11 protein-coding genes, 2 tRNA genes, 1 rRNA gene and 1 pseudogene (1 of these 15 only partly in view) are annotated in these 22,076 nt (G+C 44.9%); 11 read left to right on the forward strand and 4 right to left on the reverse strand.

Annotated elements, in window-relative coordinates:
• The first annotated feature begins 321 nt into the window (after positions 1–321).
• The 3 genes from MKZ04_RS20135 to MKZ04_RS20145 all read left to right on the forward strand — a co-directional run bounded on the left by MKZ04_RS20135 (position 322) and on the right by MKZ04_RS20145 (position 3,803).
• On the forward strand, positions 322–819 hold the full coding sequence (locus MKZ04_RS20135) for an RNA polymerase sigma factor (RefSeq protein WP_341046861.1): 498 nt from the start codon (positions 322–324) through the stop codon (positions 817–819).
• The gene (locus MKZ04_RS20140; RefSeq protein WP_020450311.1) at positions 819–1,679 is read left to right on the forward strand and encodes a DUF3298 and DUF4163 domain-containing protein; all 861 of its coding nucleotides are present in this window, start codon (positions 819–821) and stop codon (positions 1,677–1,679) included. Before MKZ04_RS20135 ends, MKZ04_RS20140 begins: the two co-directional genes overlap by 1 nt.
• A 228-nt stretch (positions 1,680–1,907) precedes the next feature.
• Positions 1,908–3,803: an acyltransferase family protein gene (locus tag MKZ04_RS20145; RefSeq protein ID WP_020450312.1), complete on the forward strand. Its 1,896-nt coding sequence runs from the start codon at positions 1,908–1,910 to the stop codon at positions 3,801–3,803.
• A gap of 23 nt (positions 3,804–3,826) precedes the next feature.
• On the opposite strand, the gene MKZ04_RS20150 is transcribed toward MKZ04_RS20145, so the two are convergent.
• Complete coding sequence (locus tag MKZ04_RS20150) at positions 3,827–4,276, reverse strand: NUDIX hydrolase (protein WP_145654119.1); 450 nt, start codon at positions 4,274–4,276, stop codon at positions 3,827–3,829.
• 197 nt (positions 4,277–4,473) lie between these two features.
• Here MKZ04_RS20150 and MKZ04_RS20155 point away from each other — a divergent pair, with 197 nt between their 5' ends.
• Positions 4,474–5,679 (forward strand): Bcr/CflA family efflux MFS transporter, encoded by a 1,206-nt coding sequence (locus MKZ04_RS20155; RefSeq protein ID WP_020450314.1) that lies wholly within the window; start codon positions 4,474–4,476, stop codon positions 5,677–5,679.
• Between the two features lie 38 nt (positions 5,680–5,717).
• Here the strand turns inward: MKZ04_RS20155 and MKZ04_RS20160 are convergent, their stop codons facing one another.
• The 3 genes and pseudogenes from MKZ04_RS20160 to MKZ04_RS20170 form a co-directional block, all read right to left on the reverse strand.
• Positions 5,718–6,890, reverse strand: a complete 1,173-nt coding sequence (locus MKZ04_RS20160; protein ID WP_341046864.1) for an iron-containing alcohol dehydrogenase — start codon at positions 6,888–6,890, stop codon at positions 5,718–5,720.
• A 203-nt stretch (positions 6,891–7,093) separates the two neighbouring features.
• Positions 7,094–8,173 carry a sensor histidine kinase gene (locus tag MKZ04_RS20165; protein ID WP_306453692.1) on the reverse strand — a complete coding sequence of 360 codons (1,080 nt, stop codon included), beginning with the start codon at positions 8,171–8,173 and terminating at the stop codon, positions 7,094–7,096.
• A gap of 93 nt (positions 8,174–8,266) precedes the next feature.
• Positions 8,267–9,841 (reverse strand): annotated as a pseudogene (locus tag MKZ04_RS20170) (sensor histidine kinase); the annotation flags it as partial.
• A 493-nt stretch (positions 9,842–10,334) separates the two neighbouring features.
• Between MKZ04_RS20170 and MKZ04_RS20175 the strand changes: the two are divergent.
• The 7 genes from MKZ04_RS20175 to MKZ04_RS20205 form a co-directional block, all read left to right on the forward strand.
• Positions 10,335–11,417, forward strand: coding sequence for a response regulator (locus tag MKZ04_RS20175; RefSeq protein ID WP_026580611.1), 1,083 nt, complete (start codon positions 10,335–10,337; stop codon positions 11,415–11,417).
• 286 nt (positions 11,418–11,703) lie between these two features.
• On the forward strand, positions 11,704–17,616 hold the full coding sequence (locus tag MKZ04_RS20180) for a SpaA isopeptide-forming pilin-related protein (RefSeq protein WP_341046867.1): 5,913 nt from the start codon (positions 11,704–11,706) through the stop codon (positions 17,614–17,616).
• A gap of 98 nt (positions 17,617–17,714) precedes the next feature.
• Positions 17,715–18,347, forward strand: coding sequence for a class A sortase (locus MKZ04_RS20185; protein ID WP_020450319.1), 633 nt, complete (start codon positions 17,715–17,717; stop codon positions 18,345–18,347).
• A gap of 570 nt (positions 18,348–18,917) precedes the next feature.
• Positions 18,918–20,339, forward strand: a complete 1,422-nt coding sequence (locus tag MKZ04_RS20190) for a sugar porter family MFS transporter (protein ID WP_341046869.1) — start codon at positions 18,918–18,920, stop codon at positions 20,337–20,339.
• Positions 20,340–20,946: 607 nt separating this feature from the next.
• Positions 20,947–21,023: transfer RNA gene (locus tag MKZ04_RS20195), tRNA-Arg, on the forward strand.
• Between the two features lie 12 nt (positions 21,024–21,035).
• Positions 21,036–21,109: transfer RNA gene (locus tag MKZ04_RS20200), tRNA-Gly, on the forward strand.
• Positions 21,110–21,207: 98 nt separating this feature from the next.
• A 16S ribosomal RNA gene (locus MKZ04_RS20205) occupies positions 21,208–22,076 on the forward strand (it continues 681 nt past the right edge of the window).

A 22,076-nucleotide genomic window follows, 5' to 3' on the forward strand; every position in this document is an offset into this window, starting at 1 on the left:
GATTGTAAAATAAGGGGCAAAGCCAATTACCAGAAAAGCTTACTTCAGGCGATTTTATTTGTCCACCCCATGCAAAGTATCGCCTTTTCCGATAACAGGCTTTGCATGAGACGCTGCATGATCCGGCATTCTGATGCTTGCCATGTGATCACCTCCTTCGAATTTGCTATTCATTATAAATGAAATCGAGATTGGCGGCACTTGATGATAAAATATTTTTAAAAAGAATGACCAGTCCGCAAACTATTTTTCACGCTCCCGCGTCTATCCTAATGTAACAGCCGTATATACGTATATTCGAAAAAGGAGTTCTTTATTGCAATGAAGAAACAAGCAGCCAGAGCGTCTCTTGTCGCTTGCATAACAGACCGGAAAGAAGACTTTTACCGGCTGGCGCACAGCTATGTGAAAAATCAAGAAGACGCCTTAGATATTGTCCAGGAATCAATCAAAAAAGCGCTCGATTCCGTCGATTCTGTTCGCAATCCGGATACGATCAAAAGCTGGTTTTACAAAATTTTGGTGCGGACGGCAATCGATTTTTTGCGCAAACGGAAAAAACTAAAGGTTATGGATGATCAAACGATCGAATTTTTAAGCAAGGGCAAGGAAGATATCTACCGGGATACAGATCTTCATGAGGCGCTTGACGAGTTGCCGCATCCCTACCGCACCATTATTGTTCTACGATTTTTTGAGGATCTCAAACTGGAAGAGATTGCGGAAATCACAGGCGAAAATTTGAATACGGTCAAAACGCGCCTTTACAGAGGATTGAAGCTTATGCGCATCCAATTGACGAAGGAGGATCTTTCTTAATGGAAAAGAAATTGGAACAGCTGAGAAAAGCATATCAAAACGTCCCCATTCCGAAGGAACTGGATCAGGTTGTCGAAACTGCGCTTCAGCATAAACCGAAGAAGAAGAGAAGGCTGGTGGTATGGCCTGCATCAACGCTTGTCGCGGCGGCTGTACTACTGGCTGCCGTCGTGAATATCAATCCCGGAGCAGCCCAGGCCATGTCGCGTTTACCCGTCATCGGCAAGGTCGTTAAGGCCATCACATTCACCGAGATCAAACAGAAAGATGGAGAATCGAGTATTGACGTGAAAACACCGGCTCTGTCCGGCTTGAATAACCGGGAGCTTGAAAATGGCATTAACGAGAAATATGTAAAGGAAAGCCGTCAGCTTTACCGGGAATTCATGAAGGAGACGTCCCGGAATAAAAAAGGGCATCTCAGCATCTACAGCGATTATGAGACAGTCACGGATACGAAGGATTTGATTTCGATTCGGCGAAGCGTCGAAAGAACGGAAGCGTCCAGCTATACCGAACGGCGCTATATCACCATTGACAAAAAGAATGAAATTCTGCTTACCTTGAAGAGTTTGTTTAAAGACGACCGGTATATTACGGCCATCAGCGAAAACATTAAAGAACAAATGAAACAGCAAATGAAAGATGATCCTGATAAAATATATTGGATCAATGACGAGGAAGTCGAGCCATTCAAACGAATCAAGGCCGACCAAAATTTTTATATTACAGAGAATCATAAACTGGTGATTTCGTTTGACGATTATGAAGTCGCACCCGGATATATGGGCGCGGTAGAGTTTGAAATTCCGACTAAGGCGATTTCGAGCCTGCTGATCGGCGACCGCTACATCCGCTAGTCAAAAAATCCATGATTCGCTGAAATCATGGATTTCTTACTTTTTACAACTTTGTAACACCATATTCAGCTAGAAACTTTTATACTAGAGAGACGGCATCATTCAGGGTAGATAAAAATGACGATTTTTTGAAACAAAAAACGGTCCTGACTTCGTCTATAATATCGGAGCCGTAAAAGGCGCGAAACATAAAGAAGAACCGTACGTACATATCATTGGAGGAATACCATGCGAGATCAGACACAACAACACCGTTACATACCGGGGTTAGACGGGCTTCGGGCTTTTGCCGTTTTGGCGGTTATCGCTTACCACCTCAACATGAGCTGGGCCGACGGAGGCTTTATTGGCGTTGATATCTTTTTTGTTTTATCAGGATATTTGATTACATCGATTATCCTGCCAGCGTATGGAAATGACATTTCCCTCACATTCAGAGATTTTTGGGTGCGCCGGATACGGCGGCTGCTTCCAGCGGCGACGCTCATGATTTTCGCAACCGTCATATGGGTCGCTTTGTTTAACAGAGAGCTGATGCATACCGTGCGGGGAGATGCGATCTCCTCTCTTTTGTATGTCAGCAATTGGTGGTTTATCTTTCACGACCTCTCATATTTTGATAGTTTCGGATCGCCGTCTCCTTTAAAAAACTTGTGGTCACTGGCGATTGAAGAACAGTTTTATTTCATCTGGCCGATCATTTTGCTGTTGGGCATCTACATATTTAAAAAGCGGGAGAGGCTGGCTGCGGCGGTTGTGCTGTGTGCGCTTTGTTCAGCCGTATGGATGAGCATCCTGTACGTCCCTGGCGGCGATCCGAGCCGCGTATATTACGGGACTGATACGCGCGCCTTCGAGCTGTTGATCGGATGCGCATTAGCACTTGTGTGGCCGATGAAAAGACTATCTGGGAACAGGCTCCCAAGCAGCCTGAAGCACGCGTTGCACGGAACTGAGCTTGCCGCTTTCGCGCTGCTTATGATGAGCATTTATTTTGTCGATGAATTCAGCCCGTTTCTCTATCACGGCGGAATGCTTCTGATCAGCATAATCGCAGCGATTTTGATTGCATGCGTCAGTCATCCGAGCAGCTTCTTGGGCTTTGTCCTTTCCGTGAAGCCGCTGCGCTGGATCGGGAAAAGGTCGTACGGCATTTATCTTTGGCACTATCCCGTCATCGTGCTGAGCACACCTGTTCAAGAGATTGGAAATCCGGTGTTCTGGCATGTTGCGATTAAGGTCGCTGTTACGTTTATTCTGGCGGAACTTTCGTATCGCTTTATCGAGAAGCCAATCCGACAAGACGGTTTTAAACCGTTTGTCAGCCGGGTTTTTCTGGATAAAATCACGGAATGGAAAACCGCTTCCGTTCCCAGCAAAATATCAATCGGACTGATGTTTGCCGCACTCCTCATTTTTGCAGGAGGCCTGTCGGGATTGGCCGACGAAAAGAAACAGCCGCAACAGGCCTATTCCAAATCTTATGAGGAAACAAGCGCCTCAGCGGATCAGCCGGCTGACAAAAGTGAAGAACGGAAGGATGATAAGAAAGCACAAGCTGAAAGCGGGAAAGATGATGAAACTAAAAGCCGGCAGAAAGCCGGCGGGGATGAATCGTCAAATACAAAAGATGAGCAGTCTGCGGAAAAAGAGCCTGATCATATCGAGAAAGAGGTATTGGCTGTCGGGGATTCGGTCATGCTTGACATTGCTTCCAGCCTGCGTAAGAAAATTCCGGGAATCACAATCGACGGTCAGGTTGGAAGGCAAGTGAGGGAAGCGCTTCAATTGACATCAACCTACGCTTCCTTTAATCATTCGGACAAAGCCGTCGTGATTGAACTGGGAACAAACGGCTATTTTACGGACAGTCAGATGGACGCTTTGCTTGATGCGTTCTCAAACGCTGATGTCTATCTCGTGAACACGCGCGTCCCCCGTCAGTGGGAGAGCAAGGTGAATGAATCGCTTCGGAAGCAAGCGGACAGCCGTCAAAACGTGACATTGGTCGATTGGCATACTGAAGCCCTGAAACATCCCGAATATTTCACCGCTGACGGCGTACACCTGATGCCGAAAGGGACCGAAGCTTTGGCATCGCTTATCGTCAAAGCGATGAAATAATGCTTAAACATAAAAAGAGGCTGTTATTTCTTGAAATTCGTGATAAATCTAATCAAATAAGGTGTTTTTAAAGTTTCTTTTACTAGTTTGTTATGATGTTTTGTAAAATTTTTTATTTGTTTTCTTCTATGGGGAACCATTAACAAAGGTAATCTATCTTTGCGAAACCATCCGATTTTTGCTGTTTCCGGCCCTTGTTTAATGGGTTCCCCACCTAGTAATTTTCCTGAATAGATGTACTGTATGTCATGATATTGCGGTTGATCGTACTCTCCTATTTTGCACATAATAGAAATACGGTAGCCTGTTTCTTCTTCCATTTCCCTCATGGCGCATGTTTCCGGCTGCTCGTGCTTTTCCATTCTGCCTCCTGGCAAGTCCCAGACAGGATAATCTTTTCTTTTAACCAGAAGTATTTTTCCTTTGCTATTTTCCACAATTGTAAAGCAACCTACAGTGTTTACTGCATTCAAGTTAAGATAACTCCTTCCTGTGTTTCACTTCAATTATAAATCATCTGACCGATTCGATCTCCGATCTTAACCGGTCATGAGCAATCCTCTTTCACAGCCAAAAAAATATGTTACAATATACAAATGTTTTGCGATCCTCCAGTTTATTTCATGATGAAACAATATATTTTACTAGCTTGAAAGAAAGGTTTGATACTATGCTCCATAATCCAACAGGAAAGGAACGCCTTGCATTGGCTTTTCTGCTCGGCATGCTTGCGATACTGGGCCCGCTGAATATCGATATGTATTTGCCAAGCTTTCCCGAAATTGCCGATGATTTATCAGCTGGAGCCTCGCTCGTACAGCTAAGCTTAACAGCGTGTTTGATCGGGCTTACGTTTGGTCAGCTCGTTATTGGGCCGGTCAGTGATGCACAAGGAAGACGGAAGCCCTTATTAATATCCATCTTTTTATTTGCGTTGTCTTCTTTGTTTTGCGCGCTTTCCCCGAACATTATTATGCTGGTCATTGGTCGTTTTTTACAGGGGTTTACCGCTTCGGCGGGAATTGTGCTGTCGCGCGCCATTGTACGGGACGTGTTTACAGGCAGAGAGCTTTCTAAATTTTTCTCGCTTTTAATGGTGATCACCGCGGTTGCGCCAATGGTCGCACCAATGACGGGGGGAGCCATCCTGCTTTTGCCGTTCGCTACTTGGCATACGATTTTTTATACTCTATCATTGATCGGATTGTTCCTAGTGCTCGTTATCTCAATGAAATTGACTGAAACATTGCCGCCTGAAAAACGGATTCCAAGCTCAATCGGTTCGTCTCTCAAAACGATGGGGAGCTTGTTGAAGGACCGGTCTTTCATCGGCTATGCGCTGACTGTCGGTTTCATTCACGGAGGCAGCTTTGCATACGTGTCCGGAACCCCTTTTGTATATCAGGACATCTATGGGGTTTCTCCTCAAGTGTTCAGCGTGCTGTTCGGCATTAACGGCCTCGCCATTATTTCTGGAAGCTTTATCATCGGGCGTTTCGGGGGTATCATTCATGAGAGGAAGCTCTTGCGGATCGCGGTTATTACCGCTGTCATCGCGACATCCGTTCTCCTGACGATGACGATTTTGAAAGGACCGCTTGCAGCGATTGTCATTTCCATCTTTATCTACATGATAACCATCGGAATGACGTTGACAAGCACATTTACGCTGGCGATGGAAAACCAGGGACACCGTGCGGGCAGTGCAAGCGCGATGCTCGGCATGCTTCCGCTTCTGCTCGGTTCGATCGTTTCGCCTCTCGTTGGAATGAATGAAACAACGGCCGTTCCAATGGGTGCGATCATGTTTATTACAGCTGTGATCGGATCTTTCACCTTTTTTGCCTTAACACGGGAAAGGCAGGGGGAGCGGTAAAGATAAGGACGGAATCACTTGATTCCGTCCTTTTGTTGTTATAGAGAAGCCCGGAGAATGGCGAGTACGTCATCTTTGTTTAGTTTTTGGAAATTGGCGAAGCCGCCGTGCTCGATTTCTTTAGCGGCGATGTCTGCGATCAGATCGAGCTTTTCTTCGCCGATGCCGTAGTCGGCAAGGCGGGAAGGAGCGCCAAGGCTTGTCCAGAACGCGGACAGCTTATCGATTCCTTCAAGCGCGATGTCTTTATCGGTTTTGCCTTCTGTGTCAATGTCAAACATGTTCAGCATAAGGGCTTTGAAGCGGCTGACATTCGTATCAAGCGTATATCTCATCCAGTTCGGGAACAAGATCGCAAGGCCGCCCGCATGCGGAATGTCGTAAACGGCCGAAACGGCGTGCTCCATTGTATGGGAAGCCCAATCGCCGAAATAGCCCATTTGCAGCGTGCCATTCAAAGCGATTGTGCCTGCGTATAAAATGGTTTCCCGGTGCTCATAGTTTTGCAGGTCTTCCAACAGCTTCGGTGCCGTTTCGATGACCGTCTGCAAAACGGAAAAGCACATTCTGTCCTGAAGCGGCGTGTTTTTGACATTATGAAAATATTGTTCAAACACATGGCTCATCATATCAACAATGCCGTAAACCGTTTGGTTTTCCGGGACGCTGAACGTATTTTCAGGGTCTAAAATGGAGAACTTCGGATGCGTGACATCGCTTCCCCATACATATTTTTCATTCGTTTCCCAGTTTGTAATGACGGAATCGGGGTTCATTTCAGATCCGGTTGCAGCTAAGGTTAAAATCGTACCGAACGGCAGGGCGTCTTTTGCTGTCGTTTTTTTGCTGAAGATATCCCAAGGGTCGCCGTCGTATTTTGCTCCGGCAGCAATCGCTTTTGTGCAGTCGATGACGCTTCCTCCGCCGACAGCGAGGAGAAAATCGATTTCATGCCGGGCACACAATTCGATCCCTTTTTTAACCGTAGCAAGACGCGGATTTGGTTCTACTCCGGAAAGCTCGTGCAAGTCAGCGCCTTCTTCTTTCAACACGCGCGTAACTTCGTCATAAAGACCGTTCTTTTTAATACTGCCGCCTCCATAAACAAGCAATACATTTTTTCCGTATTCCTTTAATTCTTTTCTTAACTGTTCAAGCTGGCCTTTTCCGAAGATCAATTTCGTTGGATTGTAATAACTGAAATTTTCCATTGATGAACAAACCTCCTATGGTATATGTAAAAACAGTTTTCTACTATAACATATTGAATCGTATAGAAAAAGAGGCCGTGTTCTTACAAAGGACAGGGTCAAATTGTACAGAGGGGAGGAAGCACACACCTGATTTACTGCATAAAAAAGCTTGCCGACTTTGCCGGCAAGCTGAGGAGGCCGTTCTGTCTTCAGGTTAAAACCTATACTGAGACGTCCGCCGATTCGTTGATAGAGATGACCATTGAGACAGCGGTTCCGTCATCCGGCGCACTCTCGATATTCAGTTCGCTCCCGCAGAAGTGCTTCAGTCTTCGGTTGATATTTTTCATACCGACGCTATGAGTGAAATGAGAGGAAAAGATATCGTGTTGTTTTTCCGGCGGCATGCCGATTCCATTGTCCTCTATCTTGATATAATAGCGGTTTTCGCTTTCTTTTTTTGCCGTCAGCTTGATCCAGCCTCCGCCTCTTTTTTTGCTGATGCCGTGGTGGACGGCATTTTCGACAAGAGGCTGAATCATTAATGGCGGAAGGGCAAAGTCAATGTCTTCGTCAATATCGTAAATGACGTCCAGCCGATCGCCGAAGCGCGTTTTTTCAATAGAAAGATACGAATTCACAATCGACAGTTCATGTTTGAAAGAACTCATCCCTGATGTATTTTGAAAATCAAAACTCATTCTTAAGTAGTTTGTAAAATCAGCCGTTACTTCGCGCGCTTTTTCAATATCCAAATGACTGAGCGCGATAATTGTATTTAATACGTTGAAAAGAAAGTGCGGCTTGATCTGCGACTGGAGGAATGCCATCTCCATATTGGTCGCTTGGGCTGCCGTATCTTTCATCATGATCAGGTTTTTAACGCGGGCTGCAAATTCAGTGTAGTTGTACGGTTTTTGCAAAATGTCATTTGCCCCGGCGTGAAAAGCCTTGTATTTATCATGATCGATGATGGCTGCCGTAATAATGAGAACCGGAAGTTCCACCATTGTGAATCTTTCACGGATTTTCATAGAGACTTCAAACCCTGTCATATCGGGCATCATCAGATCCAAAATCACCAAGTCAAGCTTTGAACGGGAGGCGACTTCGAGAGCCTCTTTGCCGCTTTTTGCTGCGATGACTTGATAAGGAACGCCTTCAAGCATATCGGCCAAAATTTTTAAGCTTTCAATGTTATCATCGACGATCAGAACAGTTGGAGCATCCATTTTCTTTGAATAATACGGCGTGCTGATTGAAACATCGGGCAAACTCCTGACGGCTTGCTGTTGAGGCATGTTCACTTTATCGTCAAGAAGCGAGTCATCCTTTGCGACAGGCAGTGTGAAATGAAATGCCGATCCTTTCCCTTCTTCCGATTCTACCCAGATCTCCCCATTTTGAAGCTGAACGAGCTGCCTGACGATGCTTAAACCGAGCCCGGCTCCGTCATCTTTATGGTTTCTTGCTTGTTGGAAAGATTCGAATATCGATTGACGGACGGCCTTTGGTATGCCGACTCCTGTATCCGCTACAGTGATTTTGACCTTCTCTTGGTTGATCCTCTCGGCAGAGAGCGTAATTTGTCCCTCCGGCGTATACTTGATTGCGTTATCTACCAGGTTGGTCATGATTTGCCGGAAGCGGTTTTCGTCAGCTAAGACGAGCGGCAGTCCGGATGGAACCCGGTTTACAATCCGGACCTGTTTATTTTTCGACAACAGCCGATAGAAGCCCATTTCCGTACTGATCGCTGAATGGGTATCGACAGGAACGGCTTGAATCTGCAGCATGCCCTGCTTCATTTTTTCCAAATCGAGAATGTCATTCACCAGGCTGGAGAGCCTGTATCCCATGCGGATGACCAGCTGCAGATTTTCTTTTTCTTCCTCTACCGTCCTTTTGCTTTTCCTTGCCAAAAGGGTCTGGCATATATTAATCATGCTGTTCAGCGGCGTTTTAAATTCATGCGATGTTTTGGCGATAAATTCGTCTTTTAATCGATTCATTCTGAGCAATTTCAAGGATAGGACTTCATTCTCGCGGAATGCGCCTGCGAATTGCTGCGCCATCATCAGAACAGCCGCCAGCAAAGCGATGATTGACGGCACGGCATAGAGCGAATTGAACGAAAAGCCTCTTTTGCCGCTGTAAGCAGAAACGGTCGTTAAAATGACGAATGCGCTCATTGAAATCGCTGCAATCGTAAGATAAAGACTGCCTTTCATTTTCCGAAGGGCAGCAATCGCAAACACATACGTAATATAAATCAAAGTCGTGACGGCAAGAACGGAATGCAATACATATGCGAGACGGTCTGTAAAACCCCATGATATAAAATCAATCAACAAAACCAGTGCAGAAAATGCAGTCGCGGCGATTATCCATTTTTTCGAAACGATTTCTCTGTAAGCGAAATAGAGATAGAGAAAAACCGCTATACTGACAAGCACCATTGTGGTTGCCCTCATTACGCTTAAAGCCGAGAATGAAACAGACGGAAAGAAAAGAAAGATCATTCGTTCTCGTCCGATTAAAAGCACAATGACTGAAAAAAGAAGACACATCGTGGAAAAAAAGAATAAGTGCTTATCCTTTTTTCGATGCAGGAAAAAGCCGAGAAAGTATAAACCGGTAATGAAGAATGCCGTGATCATGCTGGTTTCATTAAAGAAAGAAATTTTGCTTTGGTGTAAAATGTGCTGCTGCGTTCCGAAGGTAATCGGTTTTTCTATTCCCCATGAAGGTGTTTTTTTGAAGTTCGAAAATTGTACAATCAGCTCGTTGTCCCCGCGGTGAATGTCGAAAAAACTCGTATAAGGCCTGTTTTGAGCCCTGAAATTCGCTTTACTTGAAGGAGTTCCGCTCTGCCCGATCAATTTGCCGTTGAAATAAATTCGGTTTGCGCTGTTAATAAAAGAGGTGCTGATTCCGAACATCTCATTGTCCTGCTTTGACCGGATCATCAGTCTGTATGTACCGTAATCCACGTTTTCCCCTGAATCGGTAAGTTTGACATTGTTAGGCACAGCGGAATAAATGGGGGCTTTTCCAATGCCTGAATGGATCGCCTTTGGCGAGAGAAGCTGGTTTCGATAGAGTGTCCATTCCCCGGTGAGCGCGATGTTCCCATCTTTCTGAAAATCCCATGTTTCCAGATTGATGATTCCTTGCTTTGCTTCAGGGTAATTCTGATCGGACAGTTGATTGTTAATGAATAAGAAAATAAAAAAGAAGCCGGCATAGCCGAGAATAATCGAAAGGAAAACAAATAGCTTTTTCAATATCAGCACTCCTCATTCAGCCTGCTGCAGTCTTGTCGAATCCATATGAATATTGTACTCTTCAATGTTAATAAACGACAAGAATAAGAAAATGAATCCAACTAAGTAGGGCCATTGACATGATATAATCATTATAATAATTTCCAGATGACTCGATGAAATTGGGGTGGGTGTCGTGAAAGCGTTAATTGTGGATGATGAGGAATTGGCATTGCTTCATTTTAAAAATATGCTTGAACGAACAAATTGTTTTCGATCCATTGAAATGTTTCAAGATCCGGCTGATGTTATGGAGTATCCGGATATTCAGGATATAGACACGGTGTTTCTTGACATTGAAATGCCGGGGATCAACGGGATTGAGCTCGCTGAAGCGATTCAATCGATGAATGAAAACATTCAGGTTGTTTTTATCACGGCCTATAACGATTTTGCCATAAAAGCATTTGAATTAAATGCGATGGATTATTTGCTTAAACCCGTCGATTACGTCCGGCTCGTGAAGACGGTTGAACGGATCAGAGAAAACAGCTTGCTGAAGGCTTCCGCGGAAAACGGCGGAGGAGACTATTTCATTCAATGTTTTGGGAGTTTGCAATTTTACAAAACGGAGAAGGATGTCAAAACATATATACCCGTAAAGTGGAGAACGTCCAAAGCACGCGAAATTTACGCGTATTTGCTTCATCATCACGGCCATGTGATCAGCAAAGACGTGTTGATCGACCTGTTCTGGCCTGACCATGATGTCTCTAAAGCGAGCACCCAGCTGTATACGGCGATTTATCAAATCAGAAAGTTAATCGAAAGGCTTCCTTTCAGCCAATCCATCGAGAAGACTGACACCGGATATGTCCTCCGGATTTCCGGTGTGAAAGTGGATGCTGACGAATGGGAAAAGTCGCTGAAAGAGGCTCCTCCAATTCATATGGCGACGATCAACCGGCACATGGAATTGCTGCTTGCATACGAAAACCATTACTTTATGGAACACGGTTATTTGTGGGCCGAACCCGAAAAGACACGGCTTGCCCGGATATGGCTTGGAAAAGCTTATGAACTGGTCGATTTCCTTATTCGTGAAAAAGACTACCGCCGGGCGCTTGATATATGTCTGCAGGTCGAGAAATTCGAACCGTACGATCATAAAATCATCCAATACAAGATGCAGCTGTTTAATAAAACCGGGAATGTAGAAGAAGCGATCAAGGAGTATGAGCGCTACAAACTCATCAAGGACAAAATGAATGAAATGTAAACACGAGGACCGGATCAGCCGGTCTTTTTTTTATGCCATTTTCAGCTTACATGCCGATGTTCAGAAATTGTATAGTTCCATCTCATACAATGTAGTTTGGTTCGGATGATCTCAGCTGACATAAAGCAAAATTCATAGCCGCGATATCTTGATTACCGCCGCTAAACATACAGCAGCGAATTTAAAAGCCTGTCATTCTTCAAATAGAAAAGTATTTTCAGGGATTCATTTTCCAGGCTCAATCGATCCGTACACAAAAACATGATAAAAGGGGAGGAATCACAATTTGAGATCGAAAAAATATTCGTTCAGCCTCAGCAAAAAAAGAGGGCTGAAACCATTTTTGATCACTTGCCTGGCATTGTATTTGATCTTCAGTCAAGTTGTCGGCTTTACGCTGACGGCAGTGGCTGCCGGCACATCAACAGGGAGCAGCGTGTTTTTTGATTCAGTGACAATCAAAAACAGCGAAGATCAAACGGTTGACGGGTCAAAGGGAGACGACCCGGCATTAAAACCGGGTGACAAAGTGACACTCACATACGAGTGGGCGTTAAAAAACGATGAAGAAGCCGGCACCGAAAAAAGCTTCACTGTAGAGGTGCCTAAAAGCTTCGAATTCGCTCAGGATGCCAAGGGAGATGTGAAATCGGCAGATCAGCAGATCATCGGCAGCTATGAAGTGAAAGCGGACAGCAACATTTTGACCGTAACCTTGAACAGCACTGCAGAGGCAAAAGGGTCCATCACTCTGGAAGCAAAGTTTGCCGCTGCTGTGAAAAGCGGTACAAAAACGGTCACCGCTCTCTTTCAACTTGGAGCAGGCAAGACGCAGCAAGTGATCATACCTGTGAATACAGGCTCCGGTTCTGAAACGGCGAAAAACGATTCTCCGTCATCTGAGGATGATCAGGCAGCAGCTGACGATCAATCAAAATCTTCAGGGGAGCAGGACGAAGAGGAAACGAAGACAAAAGCTGCTGACACTGAGAGCAGCGATTCAAAACCGCCAGCATCTTCAAGACTAGCGGCAGCCGGGAGCCTTGCGTCCGGAGGTAATCAAATCACCCAAAATATTTTAACCGGCGTGACGCTGACAGATGAACACGGAAAGCCTTATGACAAAAGCAACCGGGCCGACACGAATTCTCCGGCAAAAATTTCAATCACTTGGGACATCCCGGATGAGCTCGGAAAGACGATAAATGACGGCGATCGCTATGAATTTGATCTGCCTGAAGCTTTCATTATGTACAACGATATTACGAATCAGCCATTAAGCTCAGGCGGTATCACGTACGGCTATTTTTCAATTGATACAAAAGGCCATGTTGTGATGACGTTTAATGGTGAAGTGAAAACAGATTCGAAGGTCAAAGGGACGTTATTTGTCAATACGCAGTTCAACGCGCAAAAAATAAAAGGATCGACGACTCAAAAGATTCCCTTCCCGGTGAAATCAGACACTCCGGAGGTAACGGTTTATTTTAAACCAAACGTAAGCAAAACCATCGATAAATCAGGAACTTTTGATAAAGGCATCAATCCGGGGCAAGTCACATGGACAGTCGACCTCAACAAAAAATTGGATCAAGTCAAAAATGCCAAGTTGACAGAGAACTTTCCGGAGGGGCTGATCTATCGTTCTGTCAAAGTTTATCAACTCGATGTCAACATAGATGGTTCAGTCAGCCAGGGAGATGAAGTTCTTTCAGGCTACACAGTAGACGCAAATGGGAATGTCACATTTGATGGTGAGATAGATTCGGCTTATCGCCTGATCTATGTGACGGACATCGATGACTCCGCAAAGCCGGACGAAGGCGGAAATGCTGCATTTACGAACGAGGCGACATTCGGCGGAGACAATCTGGAACCGGCTTCTGCAGAGGCCTCTGTCACAGCCAAATACGGGAAAATGATCGAAAAATCGTCGACAGGTTATAAAAGCGATTCACAGACTTTCAGCTGGACGATTTTATATAACTATGGTGAGAAGAAGATTGACGAATCCAAGGCGAGTATAACAGACTCGTTTGGTTCCGCTGATTTGCAGCTTGTTTCAGATTCCTTGAAGGTGATTCCTATTACCTTCAATCAGAACGGAAGTGAACAGGCGGGAACGCCTCTAACGGAAGGCAAAGACTATACGCTCTCCGATAATGGAAGCGGGTTTGAAATCAAATTTAACCAAAATGTTACCGGAGCTTACAAAATCACATATCAAACCGAGGTCAACAGCGGAGTGATCATCGATAAATCGACAACGTATACGAACACCGCAGTGACTGGAACAGGGGAATCAAAGAAAGCTTCAGGTACAGCCATTCAACAGAATTTGATAAAAGGCTATTCAAACATTGATTACAAGAATAAAACGGTCGATTGGACGATCGCAATCAACAAAAACAACTACACGATGAACAATTGGAAGTTGGATGATAATTTCGAAAGCGGCGGGCTCGCGCTCCTCGACGGCTCATTCCGTCTTCAGGATGTGACGAATAACAAAACGCTTCAAGAAGGCAAAGACTATACATTGACAATAAAACCGGATCATGAAGGTTTTCTTCTGGAACTCATCGGAGATTATGCAACAACAAACAGCCAATTTAAGATCACTTATACGACGAATATGAATGCCGACTTTTCAAACGAAAATGTCAAAAATACGGCTGAATCAACCTGGACAGATCACAGCAGCACTGAACGCAAAAATAAGGAAACGAGCAGTTTTACACCGAATCGCCAGACATCCCACAACGGTTTCAAAAACGGCTCATATAACGCGGTTTCAAAAGAAATCTCGTGGAAAATCGGGATTAACTATAATGGTGAGCCGTCAAAGAATCCTTATATTAAAGATGCTTTAGCAGATGACCAGCAATTTGTTAAAGGTTCAGTGGTCGTCAAGAGCTATGCAGTCAATAAAGACGGTTCCATCACAGAAGGAGACATCCTGCCCGCTTCACAATATGATGTGGAGGAGCCGTCGGCTGACAATAAACAAACGCTGACTGTCCATTTGAAAACGGACGATTCCGTCCCGTATCTTATTGTATTTAAAACTTCGCTTAAAGGGCAGGTCATTAAGCGTGACTCTTACACCAACAAGGCGACGTATTATAATGCCGGATACTCAGAGCGTGAGTTGACGGCATCCGTTTCGGTCGCCGACGGAGGAAGCCTCGTTTTCAAAGGAGGCAAACAAAACGGAGGTTATGTCGATTGGAGTATTAATGTCAATGCGAGCCAGTCGGTATTGGAGGATGTAAAAGTCACCGATACTCCGGATACCAACCAAATTTTAGCTGAAGATTCTTTTAAAGTTTATCAAGCTAAATACGATGAAAAAGGTGCAGTCAAAGACAGCGGAGGAAATCTTGTCCCGGATGATGTTCAGCTTCAAAAAGGCGAAGACTATACACTGGACATCAAGACCGACAATGCAACCGGTGAACAATCATTTGTCCTGAAATTTACAGGTGATTACAAAAAAATCGACCGCGCCTATGTGATTCAATACCAATCATTAATCAATATTGCCGGCACGAGCGGTCATGTTCACAACAAAGTGTCGATTTCGGGAACGAATGTTCAGGAACAAACCCAGGAAAACAACAGCTCGGTCTTTGTTGCCGTTTCAAGCGGCGGCGGTTCAGGCTCAGGTGAAAGAGGCAGCTTGACAATCCTTAAAACGGGGGAAGGCGGCACACCGCTTTCTGGAGCAGATTTTCAATTGCGGACAAAAGATAATGAGCGGCTTCTGCGGACAGGAACGACTGACGACGACGGCAAGCTGACATTCGGTAATATCCGCTACGGGACTTACATTTTAAAAGAAATCAAGCCGCCTGACGGATATACGATCAGCGACGCTTATGCAGACGGGGTCTCCGTTGAGATTAACAGCAGCTCTTCCAGTGCCGGAGCGCTTTACAAAGTCGTGAATGAAAAGAATAAGGTGACGCTTATCAAACAAGACGAACAAAAGAATCCTTTGGAAGGAGCCGTGTTCAAGCTGGAGAAAAAATCCGGCGATGGCACCTTTACAACAATACGTACGAATATTAAGAGCAATGAGAACGGAAAAGTAGAAATCAACGGTTTACCGCCCGGCAATTATCGTTTGCTGGAAACGAAAGCTCCAGAAGGATATCTCTTAAATACAAAAGAAATCAGCTTCTCCGTCAAAACGAATGATAAGAATCAAGTACCTGACGTTGATTTAGGAACATTGATCAACTATAAAGGCAGAGCACATTTAACGAAAGAAGATGCAGAAGGCCGTCAATTAGAGGGGGCTGAATTTAAGCTCATTGATCATGAAGGCAACACCGTTCATGAAAAGCTCACCTCAGATCAAGACGGGAAAATCGCGGTATCTGATCTTGCGCCTGGCCGCTATGCCTTTGTTGAAACCAAAGCGCCCGAGGGCTTTGTGATAAACAGCAAGGCAATCGAGTTTACCATATCTGAATCGGCAAAAGAAAAACCGGAATCCGTGGACGCAGGCAAAGCCGTCAACTATAAAGGTTCGGTTTATTTGACAAAAGAGGATGCGGAAGGCCGTACGCTGAAGGGCGCTGAGTTTAAGATCGTTGATCATGAAGGCAAAACCGTTCATGAAAAGCTCACTTCCGATGAAGACGGAAAAATCGCAGTTTCAGGCCTGGCGCCTGGGCGCTATGCTTTTGTGGAAACGAAGGCGCCCGAGGGCTTTATGTTAAACAACGATCAAATAGAATTCACCATCCCGGGCTCAGCTGAAGGGAAACCGGAGCCGGTTGATGCAGGCGCCGCTGTTAATTATAAAGGCTCGGTTCATTTAACAAAAGAAGATGCGGAAGGCCACAAGCTTGAAGGAGCCGTTTTTAAGATCGCAGATCAAAACGGGAATACCGTACAGGAGGAACTGGTCTCAGATCGAAATGGAACTGTTACGGCTTCAGGCCTGGCGCCTGGGCGCTATGCTTTCGTAGAAACGAAAGCGCCTGATGGATTTGTATTGAACAGCGGGAAAATAGAGTTTGTCATCCCGGATGCCGCTGAAGGAAAACCTGCCCATGTAGATGCGGGTAAAGCCATCAACTACAAAGGTTCGGTTTATTTGCAGAAAGAAGATGAAGACGGCAATGGATTAGAAGGAGCCGTGTTTAAAATCATTGACAGCGAAGGCAAAACGGTCAAAGACGATTTGATCTCTAAAGAAGGCGGCAAAATCGAGGCTGGCGGTTTGGCGCCGGGAAGCTATCAATTTGTTGAAAAACATGCGCCTGACGGTTACCTGCTGTCAACAGATCCGATCCCATTTTCCATTACCGGGAAACACGAAGGTGAGCCGAAACAGGTTAAACTGACGGCTCTCAACAAGAAAAACAGCGTTGTGCTCACAAAAGTCGGCCAGGATGACAAGAGCGCCGGACTTCAGGGAGCGCAGTTCGATTTGACAGATGAAACCGGCAAGGTGCTGAAAACCGGTTTGGCAACAGACGCAGACGGCCGGATCACAGTGTACGGTCTTAAGCCCGGTAACTACCAATTTGTCGAAACAAAATCGCCTAAGCATTATCAATTGGATAAGACGCCAATATCGTTCACAGTCAAAAATACTGATACAAAGCCAATTGAAATGACTGCAGAGAATCAATTGACACCGGGCGATGCGAAACTGACGAAAGTGGACCGCAACGATAAAAAAGCTGTGTTGAAAGGAGCAGAATTCAAGCTGCTCGATGCCGATGGAAAGCCTGTTAAAGCCGCAGGCAACGGGAAAAAGCTGCCGGCAGTCTGGACTACAGATCAAAACGGTCAATTTATTGCGGAAGGTTTGGCACCTGGGCGCTATCAATTTGTCGAATCGAAGGCGCCTGACGGTTATAAGTTGGATGAAACGCCGATTCCTTTTGAAATTAAAAAAGGACAGTCAAAACCGGTCGAGATCACAGCATCCAATGAAAAGCTGAAAACGCCGGCTGTTGACAAAGGCACATCGAACCCGAATTCGGGAGACCCTAAAACAGATAACAAAGGCACACCGGACCGAAATTCGAACGGAGATCCTAAAGGTCATTTGAAAGATACGCTTCCGAAAACCGGTGATAGAGACAGCATCATTCCGATCATGATCGGCATCCTGCTGATTCTGTCTGGAGGAGTCTTCGCTTTCTACACAAGAAAGAAACAAAGAAAGGCGTAAACGAATCATTTATGCACCTGATCATGAAACCGGTCAGGTGCTTTTTTGAAAAACGGCATTCGTTCAATTGACATAAAGGTTAGAAAGGACTGTGGGACATGTATAAAAAAATGATCGTTGCCGTACTTGTCATATCAGGTATACTATTCGTCTTGTCTCCTTTTATTAAAGAAAGCATCATCATCAATCTCAGCAAGAATAAAAGTTTTGAATTGACTGCTGAACAGGCGGAACAAAACAATACGCAAAAGGCGTCATTTGATTTTGAAGCGATTCAGCCGCCTTCTTTTATGGAAGCAGTAAAAGCCGGCCTCGATCGTGAATCGAAAGCGGTCATCGGCCGGATCACCATAAGCAGCGTCAATATCAAGCTGCCGATATTGAAAGGCACAACCAATCAAAATCTTCTCTACGGAGCGACAACAATGCGTCCCGATCAGAAAATGGGCGAGGGCAACTACCCGTTGGCCGGACATCATATGAAGCGGGAGAACCTCTTATTCGGCCCTCTTATCCACATTAAAAAAGGGGACACCGTTAAAATCACAGACTTTAAAAAAGACTATATATACACTGTGACATCCAAACAATTCATTTCTGAAACGGACACAGATGTGATTCAAGAGACGAAAGAAAAAGAAATTACGCTGATGACATGTGACAAAGCCGTGAGAACCGAAGGGCGCCTTGCGGTTAAAGGAAAGCTGATTCATGTTGCTGTTCACAGATAATTGAAATGTCCGCTGCAGGCAGGAAAAAATACTGAGGGAAAGCCCCTTGGTATTTTTTTATTGGGACTAAAATTCTACAACATCACAAAAAAGTGACAAAAAGATCACTACGAAATGACAATAGTGAAAAAATGCTGATAAATAATAAAAAAAGAAATGAAATTATGTGAGTTGGATGGAATTCCTATCATAACACCATTAATTACGCTTTTTAAAATGAAAAAAAGATAAATTTTCTGAAATTTATGTTGACTGAAAGCGCTTTTAAAATTATGATAATATCAGACATAACAAAGATATACCAAAAACATAACTATAATCTAACAATGTATTTAAACGGCATATAAATGAAAGCGATTCCAAAATATTCCGTGGTAGGCAATTGGTTGTGCGGAAGCTCCGGCTTCCATCAAAATAAAATTTTCAATTTTCTGTCAAGGGGGTGGTTGGCGAAACTTTCGAAAGTTGGGAATGAGTCTTTTGGGAAAAGAAATGAGCTCCTTTTAAGGATGTTTTCGAAAACCTTTGGAAATAAATCAATTTTTAAAAACAAAGGCGGGGGAAATCAATATGAATGAACAGGGAAATCAGAAATCATTTTTGCGTACTGTTATTTTAGTCTCGACGTTCGGCGGACTTCTATTCGGATATGACACCGGAGTGATCAACGGAGCTTTGCCTTATATGTCTGAAGGAGATCAGCTGAACCTGACTGCCTTTACAGAAGGGGTGGTCGCAAGTTCGCTTCTCCTGGGAGCGGCATTGGGGGCGGTATTCGGCGGAAGGCTCTCCGATTATATCGGGCGCCGCAAAAACATCATTTTTCTAGCTGTGCTTTTCTTTTTCTCGACGCTCGGATGTACGCTTGCGCCTGATGTGACGATTATGGTCATCTCTCGGTTCCTGCTTGGAGTTGCTGTAGGGGGAGCATCTGTTACGGTACCGACTTATTTGGCTGAAATGTCTCCTTCAGAGAAAAGGGGACGAATGGTTACCCAAAATGAATTAATGATTGTCTCCGGACAGCTCTTGGCATTTACTTTCAATGCCATCCTCGGAACCACAATGGGGGATAGTTCCCATGTTTGGCGTTACATGCTGGCCATTGCCGCAGTCCCGGCTGTGTTCTTGTTCTTTGGTATGCTGAGAATGCCCGAAAGTCCGCGCTGGCTTGTCTCTAAAGGGAAAAATGAAGCGGCGCTGGGCGTTCTGAAAAGAATCCGCGAGGAAAAAAGGGCGCATTCGGAAGTTGCTGAAATCGAAGCTGCGGTCATGAAAGAATCTGAAATGAAAAAAGCGAATTATAAGGATCTGGCTGTTCCATGGGTGCGCCGAATCGTATTTCTCGGAATCGGGATCGCTGTCGTTCAGCAGATTACCGGCGTAAACTCTATCATGTATTACGGTACAGAAATACTCAAAAATGCCGGATTTGAAACAAAAGCTGCACTTATCGGAAATATTGCAAACGGTGTCATTTCAGTTTTGGCGACATTCGTGGGGATTTGGCTTTTAGGGAAGGTCGGGCGCAGACCGATGCTGTTGACCGGTTTAATAGGGACGACCTCAGCTTTGCTGCTGATCGGCATCTTCTCAAACGCCCTTCAAGGTTCAGCTGCTCTTCCGTATGTCGTACTTACGCTGACAGTAACCTTTCTTGCATTCCAGCAAGGTGCTATTTCTCCTGTAACATGGCTCATGCTTTCTGAAATATTCCCGCTTCGCGTTCGTGGTCTAGGGATGGGCGTCACCGTGTTTTGTTTGTGGATCGTCAATTTCTTTGTCGGATTTTCATTCCCGATATTGCTTGATGCGATTGGACTGTCATCGACATTCTACATTTTTGTCGGACTTGGACTTCTTTCCATTGCATTCGTGAAAAAATTCCTTCCTGAAACAAAAGGTCTCACACTTGAACAGCTTGAGCATAATTTCCGCAACTACAAATCGGAAAAAGCACCAAGCGACGCGAGCGCTAAAATCAGCGGATGACAATTTTGTTGAGGGACATACAGGTCGAGTCCCATCGGTGGAGAATATAGATGAAGGATTTGAAGTTTGCAGGCGGAAATCTTCCTATAACAAGATTTCTGCCTGTATTTTTGTATACGGTGCGGAAAAGCAGGCTATTGGAGGCGCCTTTAGGATATCTTAAAAGCCGTTCGTAAAATAAAAGCTTCATTAAATGATCGTGCAAGAGTGATGTCGAAGTTAACGATTTACAGCTTCGGTTCCGTATATAACTTGATGAAGCAGGGAACATTCAATAAAACATCACATAAGATGAAAAGGGCAGGTAAAACGTCATCTATTATGAATGGCTGTAAGCATAATTTTTTTAGAAGTATAAAAAAACGAAAAAAGTGTTGACGGATGAATTGAAGGCATGATATATTATTATTCGTCGCTAAGACAACGAAGTTACAACTTCGAAATGCCGATATAATATTCATCATTTAAAGGGTGTACAAAAACCTTAAAATGTGTATAATGGATAAAGTCGAAACAAAAAAGCTTCATCCTTTCGGTAGAAAAACTTCAAAAAAACTTCTTGACTTTAACTGATATTCATAGTATTATAGTTAAGTCGCCTGATGAAGCGCCCGTAGCTCAATTGGATAGAGCGTTTGACTACGGATCAAAAGGTTAGGGGTTCGACTCCTCTCGGGCGCGCCATATATTCGCAATGCGGGTGTAGTTTAGTGGTAAAACCTCAGCCTTCCAAGCTGATGTCGTGAGTTCGATTCTCATCACCCGCTCCAATTTTAGAATGATCTTTGAAAACTAAACAAGACAAAACGTACCTGTTAATTCATTTTTTATAAATCGCACAGCGATGTGCGTAGTCAGTCAAACTACTTTATCGGAGAGTTTGATCCTGGCTCAGGACGAACGCTGGCGGCGTGCCTAATACATGCAAGTCGAGCGGACAGATGGGAGCTTGCTCCCTGATGTTAGCGGCGGACGGGTGAGTAACACGTGGGTAACCTGCCTGTAAGACTGGGATAACTCCGGGAAACCGGGGCTAATACCGGATGCTTGATTGAACCGCATGGTTCAATTATAAAAGGTGGCTTTTAGCTACCACTTACAGATGGACCCGCGGCGCATTAGCTAGTTGGTGAGGTAACGGCTCACCAAGGCAACGATGCGTAGCCGACCTGAGAGGGTGATCGGCCACACTGGGACTGAGACACGGCCCAGACTCCTACGGGAGGCAGCAGTAGGGAATCTTCCGCAATGGACGAAAGTCTGACGGAGCAACGCCGCGTGAGTGATGAAGGTTTTCGGATCGTAAAACTCTGTTGTTAGGGAAGAACAAGTACCGTTCGAATAGGGCGGTACCTTGACGGTACCTAACCAGAAAGCCACGGCTAACTACGTGCCAGCAGCCGCGGTAATACGTAGGTGGCAAGCGTTGTCCGGAATTATTGGGCGTAAAGCGCGCGCAGGCGGTTTCTTAAGTCTGATGTGAAAGCCCCCGGCTCAACCGGGGAGGGTCATTGGAAACTGGGGAACTTGAGTGCAGAAGAGGAGAGTGGAATTCCACGTGTAGCGGTGAAATGCGTAGAGATGTGGAGGAACACCAGTGGCGAAGGCGACTCTCTGGTCTGTAACTGACGCTGAGGCGCGAAAGCGTGGGGAGCGAACAGGATTAGATACCCTGGTAGTCCACGCCGTAAACGATGAGTGCTAAGTGTTAGAGGGTTTCCGCCCTTTAGTGCTGCA

Source organism: Bacillus sp. FSL W7-1354 (assembly GCF_038002405.1).
GTDB lineage: Bacteria > Bacillota > Bacilli > Bacillales > Bacillaceae > Bacillus > Bacillus paralicheniformis.

What these genes read in the sequence shown, in the direction of transcription:
- MKZ04_RS20190 (WP_341046869.1), top strand. Translation starts at nt 18,918, where the DNA reads ATGAATGAACAGGGAAATCAGAAATCATTTTTGCGTACTGTTATTTTA.
- MKZ04_RS20185 (WP_020450319.1), top strand. Translation starts at nt 17,715, where the DNA reads ATGTATAAAAAAATGATCGTTGCCGTACTTGTCATATCAGGTATACTA.
- MKZ04_RS20155 (WP_020450314.1), top strand. Translation starts at nt 4,474, where the DNA reads ATGCTCCATAATCCAACAGGAAAGGAACGCCTTGCATTGGCTTTTCTG.
- MKZ04_RS20135 (WP_341046861.1), top strand. Translation starts at nt 322, where the DNA reads ATGAAGAAACAAGCAGCCAGAGCGTCTCTTGTCGCTTGCATAACAGAC.
- MKZ04_RS20160 (WP_341046864.1), bottom strand. Translation starts at nt 6,890, where the DNA reads ATGGAAAATTTCAGTTATTACAATCCAACGAAATTGATCTTCGGAAAA.
- MKZ04_RS20140 (WP_020450311.1), top strand. Translation starts at nt 819, where the DNA reads ATGGAAAAGAAATTGGAACAGCTGAGAAAAGCATATCAAAACGTCCCC.
- MKZ04_RS20165 (WP_306453692.1), bottom strand. Translation starts at nt 8,173, where the DNA reads ATGCCTCAACAGCAAGCCGTCAGGAGTTTGCCCGATGTTTCAATCAGC.
- MKZ04_RS20145 (WP_020450312.1), top strand. Translation starts at nt 1,908, where the DNA reads ATGCGAGATCAGACACAACAACACCGTTACATACCGGGGTTAGACGGG.